Here is a 21,445-nt window from a genome sequence, read left to right on the forward strand (position 1 = left end):
GATGGCGCGCATCGGCTTCGATCACCTCATCGAGGAGCAGCTCCTGGCCATCGACGTATCGCGATCACTGGCCGGCCCGGCACTGCTCGACCGGCTGGGCGAACTCAGCCGGCGGCGCTTCGTACCCATCGTCGAACAGGTGCTCGACGAGTTCGATATGGCCGGCGAAGTCGTCCGCATCGAGCAGCTCTCCGTCACGCTCGGCCGCTTCGCGCCGGACGCGCTGCATCGCGCCGAGGACCGGTTGCGCGATCGATTGCGCATCGCGCTGGCCGAAGCCCTCGGCATGCGGGCGTCCGGTGAAACGGCCGTGCGCGAGCGCGAGGACCGCGCGTTGGTCGCGACCTTCGAACATTATCTGCTGCACGGCACCTGGCCTGCCACCCGCGCCGTCGCGCGCACGGTTACCCCGGCGGACATGCTTGCGCAGCTGATCGCGGACGATCCGCTGGCACTGGTGGCGATGCTGCGGCGGCGCGGTTCGAGCGAGGCATTGCTGCGCCGCCTGGTCGCGCAGATCGACGACGGCCTGCTGGCGGCGCTGCTGCATCGGCTCGAGCCGGTGCACGCGGCCTATGTCCTCTCGTATCTGGGGGAAGTTCGCGAGCACCACGCGGTGGATCGGCTGATACCCGCCACCCCCGCCGAGCTGGCGGACATGCTGTGGACGATCGTGCTGCGCGATGCGCTGCAGCAGACCGGGCTGCAGGCCAACCGCAAGGCGTTCCTGCGGCGGCTGCTGATCCAGCTGGCGCGGAGCGGCGGGACGACGCTGGCGACGCTGATCGCGCAGCTGCGGCGGGGGTTGCCGCGGACGCGGGCACGGCGGCGGGCGGCGGGGTCGCTGGTGGCGGTGCTGGGCGAACTGATCGACGAGGTCCCCGAGCTGCTCGCCGGCGAGGCCGGGATCGCCGAACTGGCCGAATTGCTGGGTCGAGGGACGCTTTCTCCGCGCGAACAGCGGCGGGCGCGGCGGCTGATCGGGACCGCGGCGCCGGACCAGATTCGATGGTTGGTTCAGAGGATGGAGGGGGTTTCTCGCTTTACGGATGCGAGAGAGACTTTGAAGAACATCGCAACGCCGAAGTTGACGGCGGCGCTGGCAGGATTGTTCGAACGCGGAGGGGAATTGTCCGCGACATGGACGCGCGCGGCGGGACGCCCGGCGGGCGCGTTGCAACTTTTGGGAGCGGCGTTGGCGACGGTTGGTGACTTGCCCTCGTTCGCCGAAATCACGCGGTTGCGGACACTGGTGGACGCGGCGCTGGCGGCGGAGCCAGGGGCGGCGCGACAAATGTTGCGCAACTATGCGGCGGCCGATCCGGCGCGGCTGTGCGCACTGCTCGGGGCGCCGATCGAAGTGGCGGCGCGCCTGCTGGTGCCACACCTTGCTGCGAGCCTCGCCGCGCTGGCACGGGCCGCCGATTGCTCCGAGGCGGAGATGGTGGTGCTGGTCGGCGTGGCCGCAGGTGCGCGCGATGGCGACCTGGCGGAAATGCTGCTGGCGAAGGCGGTGATGGCATTGGCGCGCGCGCGCGGCATGCCGGCAGCGTCCCTGCGGCGAGAGCTGCGCCTGGCGGCTGGCAGGTTGGGCGCGTCGGAGCGGGTGGCGATCCTGTCGCTCTGCCGGTCGCCGGTGTTGGCGATGCGGCGGCTTGAGGCGCGGCATGCGGCGCTGGAGCAACTGCGGTTCGTGCTGGGCGACGCCGGATTGCTTGGGGCAGGCGATCGGGTGGCGGCGCTGGCCACGCTGTTGCCGGAATTGTCGGGGATAGCGGCCGAGGCGGTTCGGGTGCGGCTGGGCGGTGCCGATCCCGCGGACCTGCTGCGGCTGTTGCGGGCGATGCCGGCGGCGGGGCTGCTGCGGCTGGCGTTGCTGGCGGGGATGCCGAAGGCGGCGGTGCGAGGGTCGTCGGCGGCAGGTCTGGGCGAGGCGATTGCGCGCCGGAGCACCACGGCGGGCGGACAACGCTCCCCGACTGAGGATGCTTCCCGTTCCGCCGCGCCCCACGCGGAGGCGATCGACACAAGCAGCTCTATTGCCCGCGCGCGCGGAGATTCGGGTTCAGGCCGCGGCGACATTCCGAGTTCCCATTCTTCCCTTGCACCGCGAGCGGGAGGCCGGAGGCGCGACGGAGGTGACCGCGAGGCCCAACCGCACCGTCCTGAACTCTCGGCGAGCTCGGGACGCGCCCTCGGCGCGCCCCCTCCACCTTTTGCTGCGCAAATGGCCCCCCTCCCCCGGAGCGCCGCTCCGGGGGAGGAATTTGGTGGGCCGGGCATTGCCGCGCATGGCGATGCAACCATGGCGAACCGCTATGCCTTCGCAACGCCAAGGGCGTTCGATATGCCGCTGCGCTACATTCCTGACCGCAACCGCACTTTCACATCGGAGGAAGCTGCGGCGCTCAATGACATCCAGCCGATGCCCCCCGCACCGCGCGACGGCCAGCAGGCGGCAGATGCCTGGGCGACCGAGACGTCGGACCTTGCCGGGCTCGACGCCTCGGCACTTGCACGGATGCCCGCGCGGACGCTGCTAAGGCTGCTTGCCCGGCTGGCACCCGCGGACAGCGGGGATCGCGCTCGGGTCCGGCGGCGGCTGCGAGGCGCGCTCGATATCGAGGCGGAGGCGCGGGCGCTGATCCTGGAGGTGCTGCGGGCGGATGGCCCTGCCCTGTCGCGGGGCCGCGGGCGCGCCGACGCGAGCCACGCGCAGCACCGCATGGCAGCGCTGGTGCGGGCACGGCCGTTTGCGGCGTTGCGGCACGTCGCGCAGCGCGGCGACGCACCGGCGGAACTGAAGGCGTTGCTCGAAAGCCGGCGCGCGCCGTTGCTGTTCGCGGCGATGGCGCCGGCGGCGCGCGAGGAAGCGGCGCAGTTGGCGGCGCTGCTCACCGGGCGTCGCGGGCGGCTGGCAGTCGCGCCCGACAAGCTGGCGCAGGCGCTCGCGCGCGCAGTAGCGGCACGCGACTGGCGGAGCAGCGGCGGTCGCGGGTTCGCGGCGGAGTGGCTGCGCCAGGTTACAATGCTTGCCAGCCTGTCCGAGCAGAAAGCGGTGCGGCGGCTGCTCGGGACGCTGCCGCCCGAACGGCAGATCGGGCCGTCGGACCGTCAGGCCGAAACCTCGCGGCAGCCGCCCAGGCTGCTCGATCGAGTGCGGGCGCTGCTCGGATTGCCGGCAGGTGCGACGCCGGGTGCGGTTCGCAAGGCGCTTGGCCGTGCTTCGGTACGCGCGCGGCTGGCGCGGGAATTGAGCGAGGCCGAGCGCGTCGCCTTGCTCGGGCTGCTGGCACCGGGCGCGGCGGCGGGGCTGCTCCATGTCGCCGAGCGGCTGTCGGGTGCGCGGCGGGCCTGCGCGACGCCGCTGTCGCGCGCGGCGCAATGGGCGTGCGTGCTGGCAGCAGCGCTTGGCCGCGATCCGGTTCCGATGCTGGTCGGGCTGGTGCTCGACGGCAGCGAGGCGGCGCCTTCGCTGCCCCAGCCGGTGCGCGGGCGCGTCGAGGCGATGCTGGCGGCGTCGCTCGAAGGGATGCGCGATGCGACGCTGCGCGTGGTGCTGGACCTGCGCCGGCGCGAACGGGCGCAGCGCGTGGCCGAGACGCAGGTCGGCGTGGCGGAGGATGCGCCCGCGCTGCTGTATGTCGGCAATGCCGGTCTGGTGCTTGCCTGCGCGTTCCTGCCGCGGCTGTTCGGGAGCCTGGGCTATGGCGCGGCCGAGGATACGGGCTGGACCTGGGTGGAGGGATGCCAGGCGCGCGCAGTCCACCTGCTGCAATGGCTGGTCGACGGCCGGGGCGACGCGCCCGAACCGCAGCTGGCGCTCAACAAGCTGCTGTGCGGGCTGGTCCCGGCCGAGCCGATCGCCGCCGAGGTAATGCTGAGCGAGGAGGAATTGCGGATGGGCGCGACCTTGCTGCGCACGATGCTGGCGAGCTGGCCGCCACTGGCCGAGAGCGGTGTGGAAGCGCTGCGCGAGACCTTCTTCCGCCGCGAGGGCCGGCTGACGCGGACCGAAGCGGGGTGGCGGCTGGAAGTGGAGACGCGGGTGCTCGACATCCTGCTTGCGCAGCTGCCCTGGGGATATTCGACGATCCTGCTGCCGTGGATGGCGGCGCCGATTGTGGTGCAGTGGCGGTGAGGCTTGCATCGGAGAAGAAGCGTCCGCTTGTTGCTGCAAACTGCCTCCCTTCCCTTTCAGGGAGGAATGAGGGCGGGTCAGTGGCGGGCGGGGCTTGATGCCTCGACCGGCGCTTCGATGCTGGGCAATGAGTCTTTCGGGCGCGCAGACGCGCGGCCCCACCCCCTGCCCCCTCCCTGCAAGCAGGGAGGGGAATCACCGTTGTTTTCGCTTGTTTGGGGCGCAAGTCCTTGCCAATAGTCTGACTAATAAGGGCACAGCGCCCCAGGGCTCACATCACCGCAATGACACAAGATTCCAGCACTTCGCCGCGTCAGCTCCGTAGCCGCGCGTGGTTCGACGATCCCTCCAACGCCGATATGACCGCGCTCTATCTGGAGCGCTACATGAACTTCGGGATCAGCCTAGAGGAGCTGCAGTCGGGACGGCCGATCATCGGCATCGCGCAGACCGGCAGCGACCTGAGCCCGTGCAACCGCCACCACATCGTGCTGGCCGAGCGCATCCGCGAAGGCATTCGCGAGGCGGGCGGAATCGCGATCGAATTCCCCGTCCACCCGATCCAGGAGACAGGCAAGCGCCCGACCGCGGGGCTCGACCGCAACCTCGCCTATCTCGGGCTGGTCGAGACGCTGTATGGCTATCCGATCGACGGCGTGGTGCTGACCACCGGCTGCGACAAGACGACGCCGGCGTGCCTGATGGCCGCGGCGACGGTGAACATCCCGGCGATCTCGCTCTCGGTCGGGCCGATGCTCAACGGCTGGCACCAGGGCGAGCGCACCGGATCGGGGACGATCGTGTGGAAGGCGCGCGAGCTGCTCGCCGCGGGCGAGATCGATTACCAGGGCTTCATCAAGCTGGTCGCGACCTCGGCGCCGTCGACTGGCTTCTGCAACACGATGGGCACCGCTTCGACGATGAACAGCCTGGCCGAGGCGCTGGGCATGTCGCTGCCCGGATCGGCGGCGATCCCGGCGCCGTATCGCGACCGGCAGGAATCGGCGTATCGCACCGGGCTCCAGATCGTCGAGATGGTGCATGCCGACCGCAAGCCGAGCGACGTGCTGACGCGCGAGGCGTTCCTCAACGCGATCCGAGTCAATTCGGCGATCGGCGGATCGACCAATGCGCCGATCCACTTGAACGCGATCGCGCGGCATATCGGCGTCGAGCTCGATCTCGACGACTGGCAGGCACATGGCCGCGACGTGCCGCTGCTGGTCAACCTCCAGCCCGCAGGCGAATATCTGGGCGAGGATTATTATCGCGCCGGCGGCGTTCCCGCAGTCGTCGCCGAGCTGATGCGCCAGGGGCTGATCCTCGAGGACGCACTGACCGTCAACGGCCGCAGCATCGGCGACAATTGCCGCGACGCGGAGATCGAGGACGAAAAGGTCATCCGCCGCTTCGATGCGCCGCTCAAGGATGCGGCGGGCTTTTCGGTGCTGCGCGGCAATCTGTTCGACAGCGCGATCATGAAGCTGAGCGTGATCTCGCCCGAATTCCGCGAGCGCTATCTCGCCGATCCGGCCGATCCCGACGCGTTCGAAGGGCCGGTGGTGGTGTTCGACGGGCCCGAGGATTATCACCACCGCATCGACGATCCCGCGCTGGGCGTCGACGATCGCACCTTGCTGATCATGCGCGGCGCCGGGCCGATCGGCTATCCGGGCGCGGCGGAGGTGGTGAACATGCGGCCGCCGGTGCAGCTGATCCAGAAGGGTATCCACGCGCTGCCGTGCATCGGCGACGGGCGGCAATCGGGGACGAGCGGCTCGCCCTCGATCCTCAATGCCTCGCCCGAGGCGGCGGCGGGCGGCGGGCTGGCGCTGCTGCAGACCGGCGACCGGGTGCGGATCGACCTGCGCAAGGGCACCGCGAACATGCTGGTCTCGGACGAGGAGCTCGCCGAGCGGCGCAAGGCGCTGGAAGCCGCGGGCGGCTTCGCCTTCCCGGCGAGCCAGACGCCGTGGCAGGAGATGCAGCGCGCGGTGGTCGGCCAGGCCGAGAGCGGCGCGGTGCTCGAGCCGGCGGTGAAATATCAGCGGCTGGCGCAGACCTTCGGCGTGCCGCGGCATAATCACTGAGGCCTTATTCCCTTCCCTGCAAGGGAGGGGTTAGGGTGGGTCCGGCGCCGGGCGGGCTCGATGCCCGGCCGGCGCTTCGGTGCCTGGTGATGAGTCTTTGGCGCGCAGACGCGCGCACCCACCCCCTGCCCCTCCCTTTCAGGGAGGGGAGTCAGAGCCTCAAGTAACGATCTCAGATGCTTGCGCGATATAGTTGATGCGCACTTGTCGGGGTTGGGCAGCGTTTCTATGCTGCCCGCCTCAACAGGGAGTATCTGGATGAAGAAGCTGCTTTTGCTTGCGCCGCTGGCGCTCGCCGCGTGCAATTCGGGCTCGAAGGTCGAGGCGACCAACGCCAGCGTCGAGGAAGTGGCCAACAAGGTTGCCGCGAGCGGCGCCGCGCCGCAGCTCTCGCCGGGCCGCTGGGAAGGCAGCGCGAGCATCGTCAGCATGGAAATCCCCGGCCTTCCCCCCGAGCAGGCCGCCAAGATGAAGAGCGCGATGGGCACCGGCCAGCCCTTCGCCAGCTGCCTGACGCCCGAGCAGGCCAAGAAGCCCGCGGCGGACTTCTTCGCGGGCGGCCAGAAGGACTGCAAATACGAGAAGTTCACCATGGCCGACGGCAAGCTCGACGCGAAGATGCAGTGCAAGAGCGGCGGCATGACCGTCGACATGACGATGGACGGCAAGTTCGCCAGCGACAATTTCCAGATGGCGCTGACCAGCAAGAGCGCCGGCGTCCCCGGCCAGCCGATGTCGGCGCACACGATGAACATGAAGATGGAAGCGCGCCGCACCGGCGAATGCAACGGCACCGAGAACAAGGCACCGACCCCGCCGGGCAAGGCTTCGTAGGCGTACGCCCCCTCGCCCTCTCCCTTTGGGGAGAGGGCTATTGACTTACTTCAAACGGTACAGCGCGGAGCCGTGTGGCGGCAGCGTGACTGCGATGCGACGATGGGCGTCGGACAGGTCCTTGCCCGTCCACAGATCACGGACCCGAGCATTGCCCGAAATGCCGAGCGCAGCGAGATCGACCGCGACTTCGTCCGTGGTCTCGCCGATGTTGAACAGCGCGAGATAGCGGGCGTTGCCATCGCGCGACGTCCAGGCGACGTGGTTGCCGGTGCGGAACAGCTGGCGCGCTTCGCTGCCGTGCTGGTTTACGCGGAGCACTTCGTCATTGGTGAGCAGGGCGAGCGTGTCGGCGTCGAGCGCGCGCAGGTCGCCGCCCATGATCAGCGGCGAGCGCGCGATCGACCAGAGCGACATCATCGTGCGCTGCTCGGTCGGCGTGAAACGCGTGCGGCGCTTGCCCATCGCGAGCAACCCGAGCGGGAGCATGTCGGCATCGGGCCAGGCACCGGGGCGCAAATGCGGCGCCCAGTCGGCAAGGCGCTTGAACTGCGCGAGCAGCAGCTTCCATTCGTCCCAGAAATCGTCGCTGATCCGCCAGAGGTTGGCGTGGCTGGCAACATGCGCGGCGGCGGTGAGTGCGGTCTCGCCGGGCGAGAGGCTCAATACCATCGGCCGGCCGCTGCGATCGATCGCGCGGCGGATCGCTTCGATCTCGGGCTGGTTGCGGTGATAGGGGCGCGAGATGTCGTCGACCTTGACGAAGTCGACGCCCCAGGAGGCGATCAGCCTGAATACGCTGTCATAATAGGCCTGCGCGCCGGGCCTGGACATGTCGACGCCGTACATGTCGGAGTTCCAGGTGCAGATGTTCACCCGGTCGGCGATGTCGCCGCAGCGATGCTTCGTCCCGAGGATCGGCAGGTTGCGGTCCGCCGCCAGCCGCGGGACGCCGCGCATCAGGTGGATGCCGAATTTCAGGCCGAGGCTGTGGGCATAGTCGGCAAGCGGCTTGAAGCCCCTGCCCTTCGCGGCGGAGGGAAAGCGGTTGAGCGCGGGGAGCAGGCGGCCGTTGGCGTCCATCGCCAGCTCGACGCCGACGCGATAGTCGAAGCCGGTCGCGCCGGGCTCGTACCATTGGATGTCGACGGTGAAGACGTCATAGCCGTGCGGGAGCAGCTTGGCCGCCATCACCGCGGCGTTGGCGCGGGCCTGCTCCTCGTTGATCGTCGCGGCGAAGCTGTCCCAGCTGTTCCAGCCCATCGGCGGGCGCGGGGCGAGATCGCGGAAGGTGCGCTGGGCGCGGGCCTGCGCGGCAACCGGGGCCGCGGCGAGCAGGCCGAGGGCGTGGCGGCGGCTCAGCATGCTCATTTGGCCTCCAGCGTGCGGGCTTCGTAGATGAAAGCGTCGGTGCCGCGGGTCTCGAAGCGGACCGTGACCTTGTCCTTGTCGCGGGTGAGCGGCTCGGGGATCGGATAGTCGACGCCGACGAAGCGCTTGACCGGCGGGCCGGCGCGGCGCTCGTTGGCGATGCGGGTGCCGTCGATCGAGATGTCGAAGTTCTTGCCCACCTCTTCGCCCCAATAGAGCACGCCGAGCAGGATCGGGCCGGGGCGGACCGCGAGGGTGAATTCGAGATAATTGCCCGTGCCCCAGGGAAGCTGGCGCGCGCTGCGGCCGCCCCAGGAGAACAGGTCGCCATGGTTCGAGCGATAGTCATGGTCGCGCTCGGGCTGCATCTCGCCCAGCTGGATGACATCAACGGTGCGCCTGGCGAGCGCGGCACGGGCCTCGCTCTCGGCGCGGAAGCTCGCTTCCTCGGCCTTCCATTCGGCAGCGGTGAAGCGCGGGAAATAGACTGCGGTGCGGCGGTCATACTGGCGGAAGAACGGCACCATCGACAGTGCCGCGGGCCGGGCGTCCGGCAGGCGGAAGCGATGTTCGGCGGGGTTCACCGACTCCAGCGCAGTCACCGTATCGCCGATGACCAGCGCGGGGACCGGGCCGTCGAACGGCTGGTCGGCGGGGCCGAGATCGGCGGCGAGGACCAGCGGCCCGCTGAGATAGGCGAGCATGCGCGGATCATCGGGCGTCGCCTCGGTGCGCACGCGCATCGGCAGCGTCAGCGTGATGCTGTCCCCTGCCCGCCAGCGACGATTCAGTCGGGCATAGCCGGCGGCGCGGTCGAGCGGCTGGCGGGCGCCGTTGAGCGCCAGCGCAGGCGCATCGCACCAGCCGGGGAGCCGCAGCGCGACCGCTGTCGCGGCGCGCGGCGCCTTGACGATGCGCAGCGTGACCTGCTCGCTGAATGGATAGCCCGTCTCAAGCTCGACCTTGAACCCCCGCTCCTTCCACTCCGCAGTCGACGGGATAAACAGGTTGACGAACAGCGCGGCATCGTCGTGCCAGTAGATGCTCTCGCCATGCTTGGCGTGGGTTTCCATCCCCGAGCCGACGCAGCACCAGAAGCTGTCCTCGGGTGTCGAATAGGTCCGCCGCGCGCCGGCGCTCAGGGGCATGAAATAGACGAACATCCCCGTCTCGGGATGCTGGTGCGCGAGCAGATGGTTGAGATGGATGCGCTCGTACGTGTCGAACAGCGCCGGATCGGGTTGCCAGCCATAGAGATGGCGGGTCAGCTTGAGCATGTTGTAGCTGTTGCATGCTTCGCAGGTGCGCTCGGTGATCCGGGTGGAGATCTGGTCGGGCGGACCGAAATGCTCGCGCTCGCTGTTGCCGCCGATGACGTAGCTGTGATGCTCGGTCACGGTCTTGTAGAAGAAGCGGGCGGCATCGGCGTGACGCTGCTCGCCGGTCAGTTCGTAGAGCCGGGCGAGGCCGATCAGCTTGGGGATCTGGGTGTTGGCGTGGAGGCCGGGGAGATCGTCCTTGCCCGCCGCCAGCGGCGCGAGCACGCGCTGGTGATAAATGCGCTCTGCCAGCCGCCGCCAGCGCGGATTGCCGGTCAGCGCATAGGTTTCGGCATAGCTGTCGTTCAATCCGCCATGCTCGGCGGCGAGCAGCTTCTGCATCTGCGCGTCGTCGAGCCCTTCGAGGATCGTGGCGAGATAGCCCGCCATTGCCAGCATCACCGGCATCGCCTCGGTCACGTCGCCGAGCCGCACTGCGTCGATCAGCCCGGCATGGACCTTGTGCCAGGTGTAGAGCGGCACCCAGCCGCCATTGATGTCGAACCCGCCGGTGCGGATGTCGCCCCTGCGGATTTCCTCGAAGACGATCTTGCCGTCGACCGTCTTGCCGTCGCGCTCGACAGTGGTGCCGCCGACATAGCCGTCGCCCTGCGCCTTCTGGATCGCCGCCATCTCGGCGATGGTGTAGCGCAGGCGATCGCGCACTGCGGCGTCGCCGGTCTGGGCGAAGAGCAGCGCGAGGCCCGAGAGGTAGTGGCCGAGCGTGTGCCCGGCGATCCCGCGCGCTTCCCAGCCGCCATAGGTCTCGCCTTTGGTGGAGAGCCCGGCGCTGGCGTAGAAATTGTGGAGCAGCCGCTCGGGGGAGAGCGACAGCAGGTAGCGACGGTTGGTCTCGACCGCGTCGAGGAACACCGAAGGCTTGAGCCGTACCGCGCTGAGCGGCAGCGGCCGGACCTTGATCGGCGCTTCCTCGACCCGGACGGTGGCGAAAGCCGGGCCGGCGAGCGCGATGGCGCTCGCCGAACCCAGGAACAGCCGCCGCGTCAGCATCAGTCGACCGCGACCACGACGACCGACTTGGCCGGCAGGTCGAAGGTCAGCTTGCCGCCCTGGCTGCGTGCCGAATAGGGCGCGGGCATGATCGTGTTCGGCCGATCGAACGTATTGTGCGTGTCGATCGCCGGACCGGTCAGGATGCGGCCGCGGGCATTGCCGCTGAGGTTGGTCGTCACCCGCGCCGGCTTGTTCGGATCGGTGTTGGTCAGCGACAAATACAGCTTGCCGTCGGCGCCGCGCGCAGCGGAGACATCGATCATCGGCACCTTGAACCCGGCCTTTTCATAGCTCGGCCCCTTCACGTCCGCCGCATAGGGCGTGGCGCCCTGGAAAGGCTGGTACATGTCGAAGACGTGATAGGTCGGGGTCAGCACCATCCGGCCCTTGTCGGTGAGGATCATCGCCTGGAGGACGTTGATCATCTGTGCGATGTTGGCCATCTTCACGCGATCGGTGTGCCGGTGGAAGATGTTGAGCGTGAGCGCCGCGACTTCGGCGTCGCGCAGGCTGTTCTGCTGATAGAGGAAGCCCGGGACCGAGCCCGATTCCTGATCGTACCAGGTGCCCCATTCATCGACGTACAGCGCGACCTTCTTCTCGGGATCGTGCTTGTCCATCATCTCGACATGCTTGGAGATGAGCTCGTCCATGAAGATCGCGCGGCCGAGCGTGGAGGCCCATTCGTCTTCGTTGAAGCCGGTGGCGGCGCCCTTCTTGTCCCATTTGCCGGTGGGCAGCGTGTAGTAATGGACGCTGAGCGCGTTCATCCGATCGCGCGCCTGGCGCATCATCACGTCGGTGAAATTATAGTCGCTGGCATTGGCGCCGCTGGCGACCTTGACGATCTTGGGCTTGCCGGCGGGAGCGTTGACGAACTCCGCATAGCGGCGGTGGAGATCGGCCGAATATTCGGGACGCATGCTGCCGCCGCAGCCCCAGGTCTCGTTGCCGACGCCGAAATATTTGACGGCCCACGGCTTGTCGCGGCCGTTCTTCTTGCGCTCCTCGGCCAGCGTGCCCTGCTCGGCGGTCATGTACTCGACCCACTGGCTCATTTCGCGCGGGCCCATCGAGCCTATATTGCCGGCGACATAGGCGTCGGTGCCGAGCATCTCGGAATAGTTCATGAATTCGTGGGTGCCGAAGGCATTGTCCTCGGTCACGCCGCCCCAATGGCGGTTGATGCGGACCGGGCGCTTGGCCTTGGGGCCGATGCCGTCGCGCCAGTCATATTCGTCGGCGAAGCAGCCGCCGGGCCAGCGAACCACCGGCACCTTGATGTGCTTGAGCGCGGCGAGGACATCGTTGCGATAGCCGTTGGTGTTGGGGATCTTCGAGTCAGTGCCGACCCACAGCCCCTCATAGATGCCGCGGCCGAGATGCTCGGCGAACTGGCCGTAGATCGCCGGCTCGATCCTGGCGCCGGGCTTGGCGGTATCGACCGTGACGGTGACGCTGGCGGGTGCCTGCGCAAGCGCCGGCGCGGCCATCGTAATGACAGCCGCGGCCGAGACCAGGCCCTGTTTCCAGTGCTTCATGCAACTCTCCCCTTGGTGCCGGCCCGTTGGCCGAATCTTGATTTGTCTTATTAATCCGAGTCGGAACGCGACTCAAAGCGGAATTACGCTGGCCTCCCCGCCCGGCACGGTCTTGAGCGGATTGCGCAGCGGCAGCGTGAACGGCGCGGCGATGACTTCGAAGACATCGCCTTCCTCGGTCTTGATGCCGTCGGCGAACGACAGCGTCGCAGTGCCGAAGAAATGGACGTGAAGGTCGCCGGGGCGGCGGAAAAGCCCGTATTTGAAATGGTGATGCTCGAGATTGGCGATGGCGTGCGACATGTTCGCCTCGCCCGAGAGGAAGGGCTTCTCCCAGAGCGTTTCGCCGCCCCGGACGATCTTGCTGGTGCCGCGGACGTCGGCCGGAAGCTCGCCGACGAGCAGTTCGGCGCCGAGCGAGGCATGGCGCAGCTTCGAATGGGCGAGCCAGAGATAATTGCCACGCTCGGTGATATGGTCCGAGAATTCGTTGCCGAGCGCGAAGCCCAGGCGGCGCGGACGGCCTTCATCGTCGATGATATAGATGCCGGCGATCTCGGGCTCCTCGCTGCCGTCGAGCGCGAAATGCGGCGACGGGAGCGGCTCGCCGGGGCCGACCAGTGACGAACCGTCGCCCTTGTAGAACCATTCGGGCTGGACGCCGGGCTGGCCGTCGGTCGGCTTGCCGCCTTCGAGGCCCATGTTGAACATCCGCATCGAATCGGTGAGCGTGCCGCCGGCCGCGGCCTTGTGCATCTTGTCGCGCCCCTCGGCCGAGCCGAGATGGGTGAGCCCGGTGCCGGTGACGTAGCAATGCGCGGCATCGGGATGGTCGATCGGGCCGAGCAGCCGGCCCTCGGCTTCCGCCGCCGTCAGGTCCACCGCCTCGCCTGCCCGCGCACGCGCCGCGCTCTCCAGCGATGCACCCTCGCGGAGCGCGGCGAGCGCCAGTTCGTACGTGGTGGACACGCCGTTCAGCCGAACCGCGGCGCCGTCTTCGAGGAACGCCGCGACGCCCCGCTCGCCTGCCGAATTACGAAACTGCACGAGCCTGAACGCCATGATCTTGGGATCCTCTTCCGATTCGAATATTAGTCAGACTTATATGCGCTCCTCGGCGCAATCAATCCTTGCCACCCCGGCTAGCCGTCCAGCGCGCCACGTCAAGGGCGGGAGAAAAGACGTGTCTTCCTCGTCACTTGGCTCAGGACTGACACCGGTCACCACAAAGCGCTTGCACGATCTGGAAGCTTTCGTATTTTTGTCTGACTAATCACGACGCGTTTTCTTCAGAATGGGCCAACCCATCGGGGAGCGCGACAGGAGAGGGGAAAAGCAATGGCTCTGAAGCGCAGGATTCTCTGTTCGGCGTCGCTTGTCGCGCTGACGTCGCTGGCGGCGCCCGCCGCAGCACAAACCGACCCGGTCACATCGCAGGAAACCCAGGATACGCTCGACCAGCAGACCCAGGACGACATCGTCGTCACTGGCGTCCGCGCCAGCCTGATCGAAGGATTGCAGAACAAGCGCGACGCCACCCAGATCATCGAATCGGTGGTGGCCGAGGATGTCGGCAAGCTCCCCGACAACAATGTCGTCGAAGCGCTCCAGCGCGTTACCGGCATCCAGGTGACCAACCGCACCGGCGGTGAGGCTTCGGCGATCTCGATCCGTGGCCTCTCCGACATCACCACCACCTGGAACGGCCGCAACATCTTCACAGCCTCGGGCCGCCAGTTCGCGCTGGCGGACATCCCCGCCAACCTCGTCCGGCGGATCGACGTCTACAAGACCCGCGCCGCCGAGCAGATCGAGACTGGCATCGCCGGCCAAGTCGACGTGTTCACGCGCCGCCCGCTCGATTTCGACGGCTTCGCTTTCTCCGCCTCGGCGCGCGGCATCTACAACGAGCAGGCCGACACGTTTAATCCCAACGTGAGCGCACTGCTCAGCAACCGCTGGTCGACCGGCGCCGGCGATATCGGCGTGCTGGTCAATGTCAGCTACGCCAAGACCAAGTACCGCGACCAGAGCGTGACCGCGGGCGCGATGGTGCCCTTCGCCACCGCGACAGCCCCGCCCGCCGGCTGGACCCCGCTGGAGCGCATCCAGCCGACCGACGGGCGCGCGCCGGGTCAGCAGCTGTGGATCCCCGGCTTGCAGCCCGGCCTCCCGACTGCTCCCGGCTCGACGCTGGCGATCAACGGCGCGAACGTGCCCTATTATCTCTCGCGCGACGCGGTGTTCATGAGCGACCTCTATGGCGAGCGCGAGCGGCCGGCAGTCAACGCCGCGCTGCAATGGGCGCCCAACGAAAGCTCCGAATATACGTTCGAGTTTTTCTGGGACGGGTATCGCAACACGACGTTCAACAATTTGTTCTTCACCTTCGTCGACTGGTGGGGAAATCTCGGGCCCAACCCGGCGGGCAGCTTCACGCTCTTCCCCGACACCAACATCATGAAGACCCGCACGGTCGGCGCGCCGTTCGAATTCAACAGCGGCGATGCGACCAAGCAGCGCACCGACAGCTTCGTCTATGCGCTGAGCGGCAAGTGGAGCATCGGCGACCGCCTCAAGCTCGCCGCCGACGCGGCCTATCAGAAGAGCGAGTTCAACACCGAATTCCTGGCGATGCGCACCACCCGCGTGGCCAATTCGGTGTTCGTCGATTTTAACCAGGGCGGCGGCATCACTGCCTTCCAGTTCGACAACAATGTGCTGCTGCGCGATCCGGCGCAATGGACGGTCGGCGAGCTCTACGACAACGCCAATCGCAACAAGGGCAATGCCTGGACCGGCACGATCGACGGCGATTATGATGTCGGTGCGTTTCTCAAGACGATCAGTTTTGGCGTCCGGTATGACAAGCGCAATGCCAGCGAAGCTTCGCGCGCGCAGGACGCCCCGTCGCTCAATCGGCCCTTCGCTTCGCTCGATCCGGGCTTCCGTTTCTACAACAAGCCATTCTTCGACGGCCGTTCGAACGTGCCGCGCAGCTGGGTGGTCGCCAACGGCTATTATCTGTTCGACCATGCCGACGACGTGCGGTCGCTCTATCGCAGCACGGTCGACCCCGGCATCCAGACCAGCGACGCGCTGACGCTCAACGAGAATTTCAACATCGACGAGACGACCTGGGCGGCCTATCTCCAGGGCGATTTCGAGCTCGGGCCACTGCGGGTCCAGGCCGGCGTGCGCTACGTCAACGTCAAGACCGACATGAACTTCCTCGACGCGATCAGCGGCGCCGCGACGGGTGCCTCGGCGACCACCGACGAGTTCCTGCCGAGCGCGACGCTGCGCTACGACATCACCGACAATCTGCGGCTGCGCTTCAACTACGGCAAGACGCTGCGCCGCCCGAACTTCGTCGACCTCAACCCCAATCTCAACCTCACCGGCGACCTGACCAATGTCGGCTACGGCTCGGGCAGCGGCGGCAATCCCGACCTCGCCCCGACCCGCGCGACCAATTACGACGCCGCGCTGGAATGGTATTTCGAGAATGACAGCGCGATCTACGCCACGCTGTTCCGCCGCGAGATCGACGGGCTGGTCGTGCCGTTCCGCAGCATCGAACAGGTCACCGGCACCGGGCTCAACACCACCACCTTCATCATCAACCGCCCGACCAACGCATCGGAAGGCGTACTGAAGGGCGCCGAAATCGGCCTGGTCTACTTCCCCACTCTCCCCGGCCTGCTTAATGGCCTGGGCGTGCAGGGCAGCGTGACCTTCCTCGATTCGAAGCAGAACATCCCGATCCAGGATGCGTCGGGAACGGTGACCGGCGAAGTCGAGACGCCGTTCTTCGGCGTGTCGGACCTGTCGTACAACGTCACGCTCGCCTATGATAACGGCCCGGTCGGCGCGCGGCTCTCCTATGTGTGGCGCAAGGAATTCCTCAACAACAACGAGGCCTCGCTGTTCGCCAATCCGATCGGCATCTGGCGCCGCCCGGAAAAGAGCCTCGATCTCCAGCTGACGGCCAAGGTCAACCGGCGGCTGGCGGTCACGCTCGACGCGGTGAACCTCACCGAAGAGCTCAGCCAATCCTATTACGCATTCGGCGACGCGGGCGGACCCGACACGCACAGTTTCGGCACGTCGGTTCTCGGCCGCACCTTCGCGCTCGGCCTGCGCTACTCGTTCGACTGACCGGAGGGAACGCATCCGCATCGTCTGCCTCCTGCTCCCGGCGCTCCTTATCGGCGCTTCGGGAGCGAAGGTGCCGGCGCAGACCGCCCCGTCTGCGCCGGCATCGCTCAACGCGCGCCTCACGGGGGACATCGCCCCGATCCACGACCCGGCGATCCTCCGCCAGGGCGACACCTATTACCTGTTCACCACCAGCCAGGAGCGCGACGGCAAGGGGCTGATCCACATCCGCAGCTCGAAGGATCTGGCAACCTGGACGCGTTCGCACCCGGTGTTCGCCGAGATGCCGGCATGGGTGAAGGACGCGGTGCCCGGCGCGCGCGGTATCTGGGCGCCCGACGCGTTCTTCGCCGGGGGCGAATACCGCGTCTATTATTCGGTCTCGACCTTCGGGAAGAACCGCTCGGCGATCGGGCTGGTGACGACGCCTTCGCTCGAAAAGCCGGTGTGGACCGATCGGGGACAAGTGATCGCATCGGACCAGCGCGACGATTTCAATGCAATAGATCCCAACATCTTCGCCGACGACAAGGGCGGCCAATGGATGGCATTCGGCAGCTTCTGGTCGGGACTCAAGCTGGTCCGGCTCGATCCGAAGACCGGCCTGCGCTCGGCCGACACCAAGGTCCATGCGATCGCACGCCGCCCGAGCCCCGGCGCAGTCGAGGCGCCGTTCGTGATCCGCCGCGGCGGCTTCTATTATCTGTTCGCGTCCTACGACTTTTGCTGCCGCCGGGCGGAGAGCACCTACTACACCGTGGTCGGCCGCTCGAAGGATCCCAAGGGGCCGTATCTGGACCGCAAGGGCAAGAAGCTGACCGAGGGCGGCGGCCTGATCGTGCTGCATGCCGATCTGGACCGGAGCAGACGCTTCGTCGGGCCGGGCCATGTCGCGATCCTGCGCGAGCCAAAGCAGGATTACATCGTATACCACGCTTATGATACGCAAGCGCGCGGCGTGCCGACGCTCCGCATCCAGCCGCTTGGCTGGACGGGCGACGGCTGGCCGGTCGCACTCTAGAACACGCCTACCCCAGGAGAAGAAACAGCCCATGCCAGCCGTTCCCGTTACACCCCGTGCCGGTGCCCCGTCGGGCTCGAGCGCGCCCTATGGCGCCGCGCTCTCGATGCTCGCGACGCTCTTCTTCATGTGGGGGTTCATCACCGTCATCAACGGCACGCTGCTGCCGCATCTGCGCAGCGTCATGGTGCTCAGCTATGCGCAGACCACGCTGATCGAGAGCGTGTGGTTCATCGCCTATTTCGTCGCGTCGATCCCCTCGGCCAAGATCATCGAGCGGATCGGCTACAAAAAGTCGATGGTCACCGGGCTGATCGTGATGGCGGTCGGCGCGCTGATCATGATTCCGGCATCGATGCTGCTCTCTTATTATGTCGTGCTGACTGCGATGTTCGTGATCGCATCGGGCATCGCGCTGCTCCAGGTCGCCGCGAACCCCTATGTTGCCGTCATCGGCCCGGCCGAGAGTTCGTCGTCGCGGCTGAACCTGGTTCAGGCGTTCAACTCGATGGGCACCACCTTCGCCCCGCTGTTCGGCGCCTATCTGATCCTCGGCCGCAGCGTCTCGGGCACGACCGAGGGCGGCGCGGCGTCGCTGACGCTCGAGCAGCGGCTTGCCGACGCGCAGACGGTACAGCTGCCCTATCTGATCGTCGCCGTGGTGCTGATCGTCCTCGCGGTGGTGATCGCGCGCTTCAAGCTGCCCGCAATGGGCAATGCCGTCTCGCGCCACTCGCGCGAGGATCGCAAGAACCACTCGCTGTGGAAGCATCGCAATCTCGTATTCGGCGTGCCGGCGATCGCGATCTACCTGATCGCCGAGATCGGCGTCGGCAACCTCTTCGTCAATTTCGTCTCGAAGCCCGACATCGGCAACCTCACCCACCAGCAGGCCGGGAACTACCTGTTCCTGCTGTGGGGCGGGATGATGGTCGGCCGCTTCATCGGCGCGTTCCTGATGCGCTCGGTCAGGGCCGAGACGGTGCTTGCGGTGGCCAGCGCGCTGGCGTTCGTAGTGATGGTCATCACCACCTTCGCGCATGGCCCGATCGCGATGTGGTCGCTGATTTCGGTGGGGCTGTTCCACTCGATCATGTTCCCGACGATCTTCACGCTCGGGATCAAGGGGCTTGGTCCGCTGACCGAAGAAGGTTCGGGGCTGCTGATCATGGCGATCGCGGGCGGCGCACTGGTCTATTTCCAGGGCAAGTTCGCCGATGCCTATGGGTTGCAGGAATCGTTCATCATCTGCGCGATCTGCGAACTCTATGTGCTGTTCTATGCGCTGTGGGGTTCGCGGGTGACCCACGCGCTGGAGGACGAAGTAGTGACTGCGGTGGAGTGATGTCTTCTCCCCTCCCTGCTTGCAGGGAGGGATGGTCGGGTCGGCCATGCTCCCAGCATGGCCTGAACAGCGCGGGGCGCTGTTCACCCGATCATGGGTGGGTGCGCGCGTCTGCGCGCTCACAAGACTCCTCGCCAAGCATCGGAGCGTCGAGCCGGGCATCGAGCCCGCTCGACGCTAAACCCACCCCTCAATCCCCTCCCTTTCAGGGAGGGGAATTTGTTTGGCGATGCCCCCTACCCTCCGTGGGGTCTACCCCGCCACCACTTCGCTTCGCGTGCCCTTGGGCTGGCGGAGCTTGGGGCCGCGGCTGCGGGTGGTGTCGAGGAACGCCATGTCGACGAGGTGCGCCATTGCGGCGTGCGCACCCTCGGAATCGCGCGCGGCGATCGCGTCGAACACCCTCTGGTGATCGGGGATCGGATCGCGCCGCAACGGGCTGTTGCGCTGCTTGAAGATCGTCGTCCAGGCGACTGCGGCGCTGACGCTGGTGGTCAGCGTAGTGATGAACGGGTTTGCCGAGGCTTCGAGCAACGCGGCGTGGAAGTCCTGGTCGGCAACCCGCCCCTCCTCGACTGCAAGCGTGTGTTTCGCCATTTCCGCCAGCGCGACCGCCATGCGCTTGAGTTGCGCGTCGGTGCGCCGCTCGGCGGCGAGCGCCGCGGCCTCGGGCTCGAATATCTTCCGCAGCTCGAACAGGCTGAACAGCAGCTCGTCATCGGGCTCGAACTCGAAGATCCACGACAGCACGTCGGGATCGAGCAAATGCCATTTCTCGCGATCGCTGACTCGCGTGCCGGTGCGCGGGCGGCTTTCGACCAGCCCCTTGGCCGCAAGGATGCGCAGCGCCTCGCGGTACGCAGTGCGCGAGACATGGAGCCGGTCGCTCGCCGCGACTTCGTTGTTGAGGATCTCGCCGGGCTTGTAGCGCCCGGAGACGATCAGGATGCCGAGATCGCGCGCGATCGTCCCGTGCAGGCGCAGCGATTTGCGCCGTTCGCGGACGTTGAGCGGCTTCGCCGTCTTGACCTTTGCAACCATCGCTCGATCCTAGCGCTGCCAAGGGCTCCGGTACAACCGATCGATCATGCAGGATGCGTGACGAATACGTTCCACGAGAGCGGTTTCAGGACAGTCTTGAGCACGCCATCGGCAAAGTCGGCGCGCGGATGCGATTTGGGCGCGACTTCATCAGGTGCTTCGGCGGTGTTGATCGCCTTGAGATCGCTGTGATGGAGCTCGAACGCTTCGGCGAGGTTGCGCTCGCCGAGGCCGCGCAGTTCGACGGTCAGCTCCATCTCGGCATCGAGGCTGCGATTGAGCGCGAAGACGGTGACCGCGCCGGTCTCCGGATCGTGCAGCATCGACTGGACCAGCAGCGGCGCCGCGGTCTCGTCCCCCGCGGCGAAGCTGCCGGTCTCGACCGAGGCGCGCAGCACATTGCCGCGGCCATAGCGCGCCGCCTGGGCGAAGGGATGGAAGATCGTCTGGCGCCAAGCGGGGCCGCCGGTCCGGGTCATGATCGGGCCGATGACATTGACAAGCTGGGCGATGCACGCCGACTTCACCCGATCGGCGTGGTTGATCATCGTCAGCAGCACCCCGCCAACGACGAGCGCATCCTCGAAATTGTAGATCTCTTCCAGCAGCGCGGGCGCTTCGGGCCAGCCGACCCCGCGTAATTGCTCGCCGGCGCGGGCGCGATACCAGACGTTCCATTCGTCGACCGACAGCATGATCCGCTTGGGGCTGCGGCGCTTGGCGGCGACGGCGTCAGCGATCGCGGCGACTTCGACGATGAAGCGCTCGAGCCCATCGATCGCGGTGAGGAAGCGCGCGACATCGTCCTCATGGTTCGTGAAATATTGGTGGAGCGAGATGTAGTCGACGTCCTCGAAGCAGTGATCGAGCACGTCATATTCCCATGCACCATAGGTGGGCATGTCGCGTGCCGACGAGCCGCATACCGCGAGCTGGAGCCCGTCCGAGGTCCAGCGCATCACCTTGGCGGTTTCCTTGGCAACGCGGCCATACTCGTGTGCGGTCTTGGCGCAGGTCTGCCACGGGCCGTCCATCTCGTTGCCCAGGCACCAGAATTTGATGTCGTGCGGCGCCTCGTACCCGTGGCTGCGGCGCAGATCGGCATACTGCGTGCCGCCGGGGTGGTTGCAATATTCGAGGAAGTTCTGCGCCTCGGCGGGGCCGCGGGTGCCGAGATTGACTGCGAACATCGGTTCGAGCCCGGCGAGGCGGCACCAGTCGATGAACTCGTTGGTGCCGAACTGGTTGGTCTCGGTCGATCCCCAGGCGAGGTCGAGGCGGACCGGGCGATCGGCCTTGGGCCCTACTCCGTCTTCCCAATTGTAACCCGAGACGAAATTGCCGCCGGGATAGCGCACGATCGTCACGCCGAGTTCGCGGGTGAGATCGAGCACGTCGCGGCGGAAGCCGTTGGCGTCGGCGGTGGCGTGGCCGGGCTCGTAAATGCCGCCATATACGCAGCGCCCGAGATGCTCGACGAACGTGCCGAACACGCGCCGATCGAGCGGGGCGACGACGAAGGCGGGATCGGCGATTACGCGGGACTTGAGCATTGGGGGCTCCATGA

The 21,445-nt window shown here is 67.1% G+C and carries 12 protein-coding genes; 6 read left to right on the plus strand and 6 right to left on the minus strand.

Going from position 1 to position 21,445, the window contains the following annotated elements; translation table 11 throughout:
- The first annotated feature begins 1 nt into the window (after position 1).
- From BXU08_RS08515 to BXU08_RS08525, 3 genes are all read left to right on the plus strand, one after another.
- Positions 2–4,141, plus strand: coding sequence for a contractile injection system tape measure protein (locus BXU08_RS08515; RefSeq protein WP_077509667.1), 4,140 nt, complete (start codon positions 2–4; stop codon positions 4,139–4,141).
- Positions 4,142–4,425: 284 nt separating this feature from the next.
- Positions 4,426–6,231 carry an IlvD/Edd family dehydratase gene (locus tag BXU08_RS08520; RefSeq protein WP_077509668.1) on the plus strand — a complete coding sequence of 602 codons (1,806 nt, stop codon included), beginning with the start codon at positions 4,426–4,428 and terminating at the stop codon, positions 6,229–6,231.
- A 258-nt stretch (positions 6,232–6,489) separates the two neighbouring features.
- Entirely contained in the window at positions 6,490–7,065 is a 576-nt protein-coding gene (locus tag BXU08_RS08525; protein ID WP_171982466.1) for a DUF3617 domain-containing protein, read from the plus strand.
- A 45-nt stretch (positions 7,066–7,110) separates the two neighbouring features.
- Here BXU08_RS08525 and BXU08_RS08530 read toward each other — a convergent pair whose 3' ends face one another.
- The 4 genes from BXU08_RS08530 to araD1 form a co-directional block, all read right to left on the minus strand.
- Positions 7,111–8,436, minus strand: coding sequence for a glycoside hydrolase family 27 protein (locus BXU08_RS08530; RefSeq protein ID WP_077509670.1), 1,326 nt, complete (start codon positions 8,434–8,436; stop codon positions 7,111–7,113).
- Positions 8,433–10,766: a glycoside hydrolase family 127 protein gene (locus BXU08_RS08535; RefSeq protein WP_077509671.1), complete on the minus strand. Its 2,334-nt coding sequence runs from the start codon at positions 10,764–10,766 to the stop codon at positions 8,433–8,435. The genes BXU08_RS08530 and BXU08_RS08535 overlap by 4 nt, the downstream gene beginning before the upstream one ends.
- On the minus strand, positions 10,766–12,310 hold the full coding sequence (locus BXU08_RS08540; RefSeq protein WP_077509672.1) for an alpha-N-arabinofuranosidase: 1,545 nt from the start codon (positions 12,308–12,310) through the stop codon (positions 10,766–10,768). Before BXU08_RS08540 ends, BXU08_RS08535 begins: the two co-directional genes overlap by 1 nt.
- Before the next feature lie 72 nt (positions 12,311–12,382).
- The gene (gene araD1, locus BXU08_RS08545; RefSeq protein WP_077509673.1) at positions 12,383–13,372 is read right to left on the minus strand and encodes an AraD1 family protein; all 990 of its coding nucleotides are present in this window, start codon (positions 13,370–13,372) and stop codon (positions 12,383–12,385) included.
- Positions 13,373–13,648: 276 nt separating this feature from the next.
- On the opposite strand from araD1, the gene BXU08_RS08550 reads away from it, so the two are divergent.
- From BXU08_RS08550 to BXU08_RS08560, 3 genes are read left to right on the plus strand one after another with little or no spacing between them, the layout of a single operon-like run.
- On the plus strand, positions 13,649–16,471 hold the full coding sequence (locus BXU08_RS08550; RefSeq protein WP_077509674.1) for a TonB-dependent receptor: 2,823 nt from the start codon (positions 13,649–13,651) through the stop codon (positions 16,469–16,471).
- Between the two features lie 13 nt (positions 16,472–16,484).
- Entirely contained in the window at positions 16,485–17,492 is a 1,008-nt protein-coding gene (locus BXU08_RS08555) for an arabinan endo-1,5-alpha-L-arabinosidase (protein ID WP_077509675.1), read from the plus strand.
- A 31-nt stretch (positions 17,493–17,523) separates the two neighbouring features.
- Positions 17,524–18,837 carry a sugar MFS transporter gene (locus BXU08_RS08560; RefSeq protein WP_077509676.1) on the plus strand — a complete coding sequence of 438 codons (1,314 nt, stop codon included), beginning with the start codon at positions 17,524–17,526 and terminating at the stop codon, positions 18,835–18,837.
- 252 nt (positions 18,838–19,089) lie between these two features.
- Here BXU08_RS08560 and BXU08_RS08565 read toward each other — a convergent pair whose 3' ends face one another.
- Together BXU08_RS08565 and BXU08_RS08570 are read right to left on the minus strand one after the other, a co-directional pair.
- Positions 19,090–19,878, minus strand: a complete 789-nt coding sequence (locus BXU08_RS08565) for a FadR/GntR family transcriptional regulator (protein ID WP_077509677.1) — start codon at positions 19,876–19,878, stop codon at positions 19,090–19,092.
- Between the two features lie 44 nt (positions 19,879–19,922).
- Entirely contained in the window at positions 19,923–21,431 is a 1,509-nt protein-coding gene (locus BXU08_RS08570; RefSeq protein WP_077509678.1) for an alpha-N-arabinofuranosidase, read from the minus strand.
- Between the last annotated feature and the right edge of the window lie 14 nt (positions 21,432–21,445).

This window comes from Sphingomonas sp. LM7, assembly GCF_002002925.1.
Taxonomy (GTDB): domain Bacteria; phylum Pseudomonadota; class Alphaproteobacteria; order Sphingomonadales; family Sphingomonadaceae; genus Sphingomonas.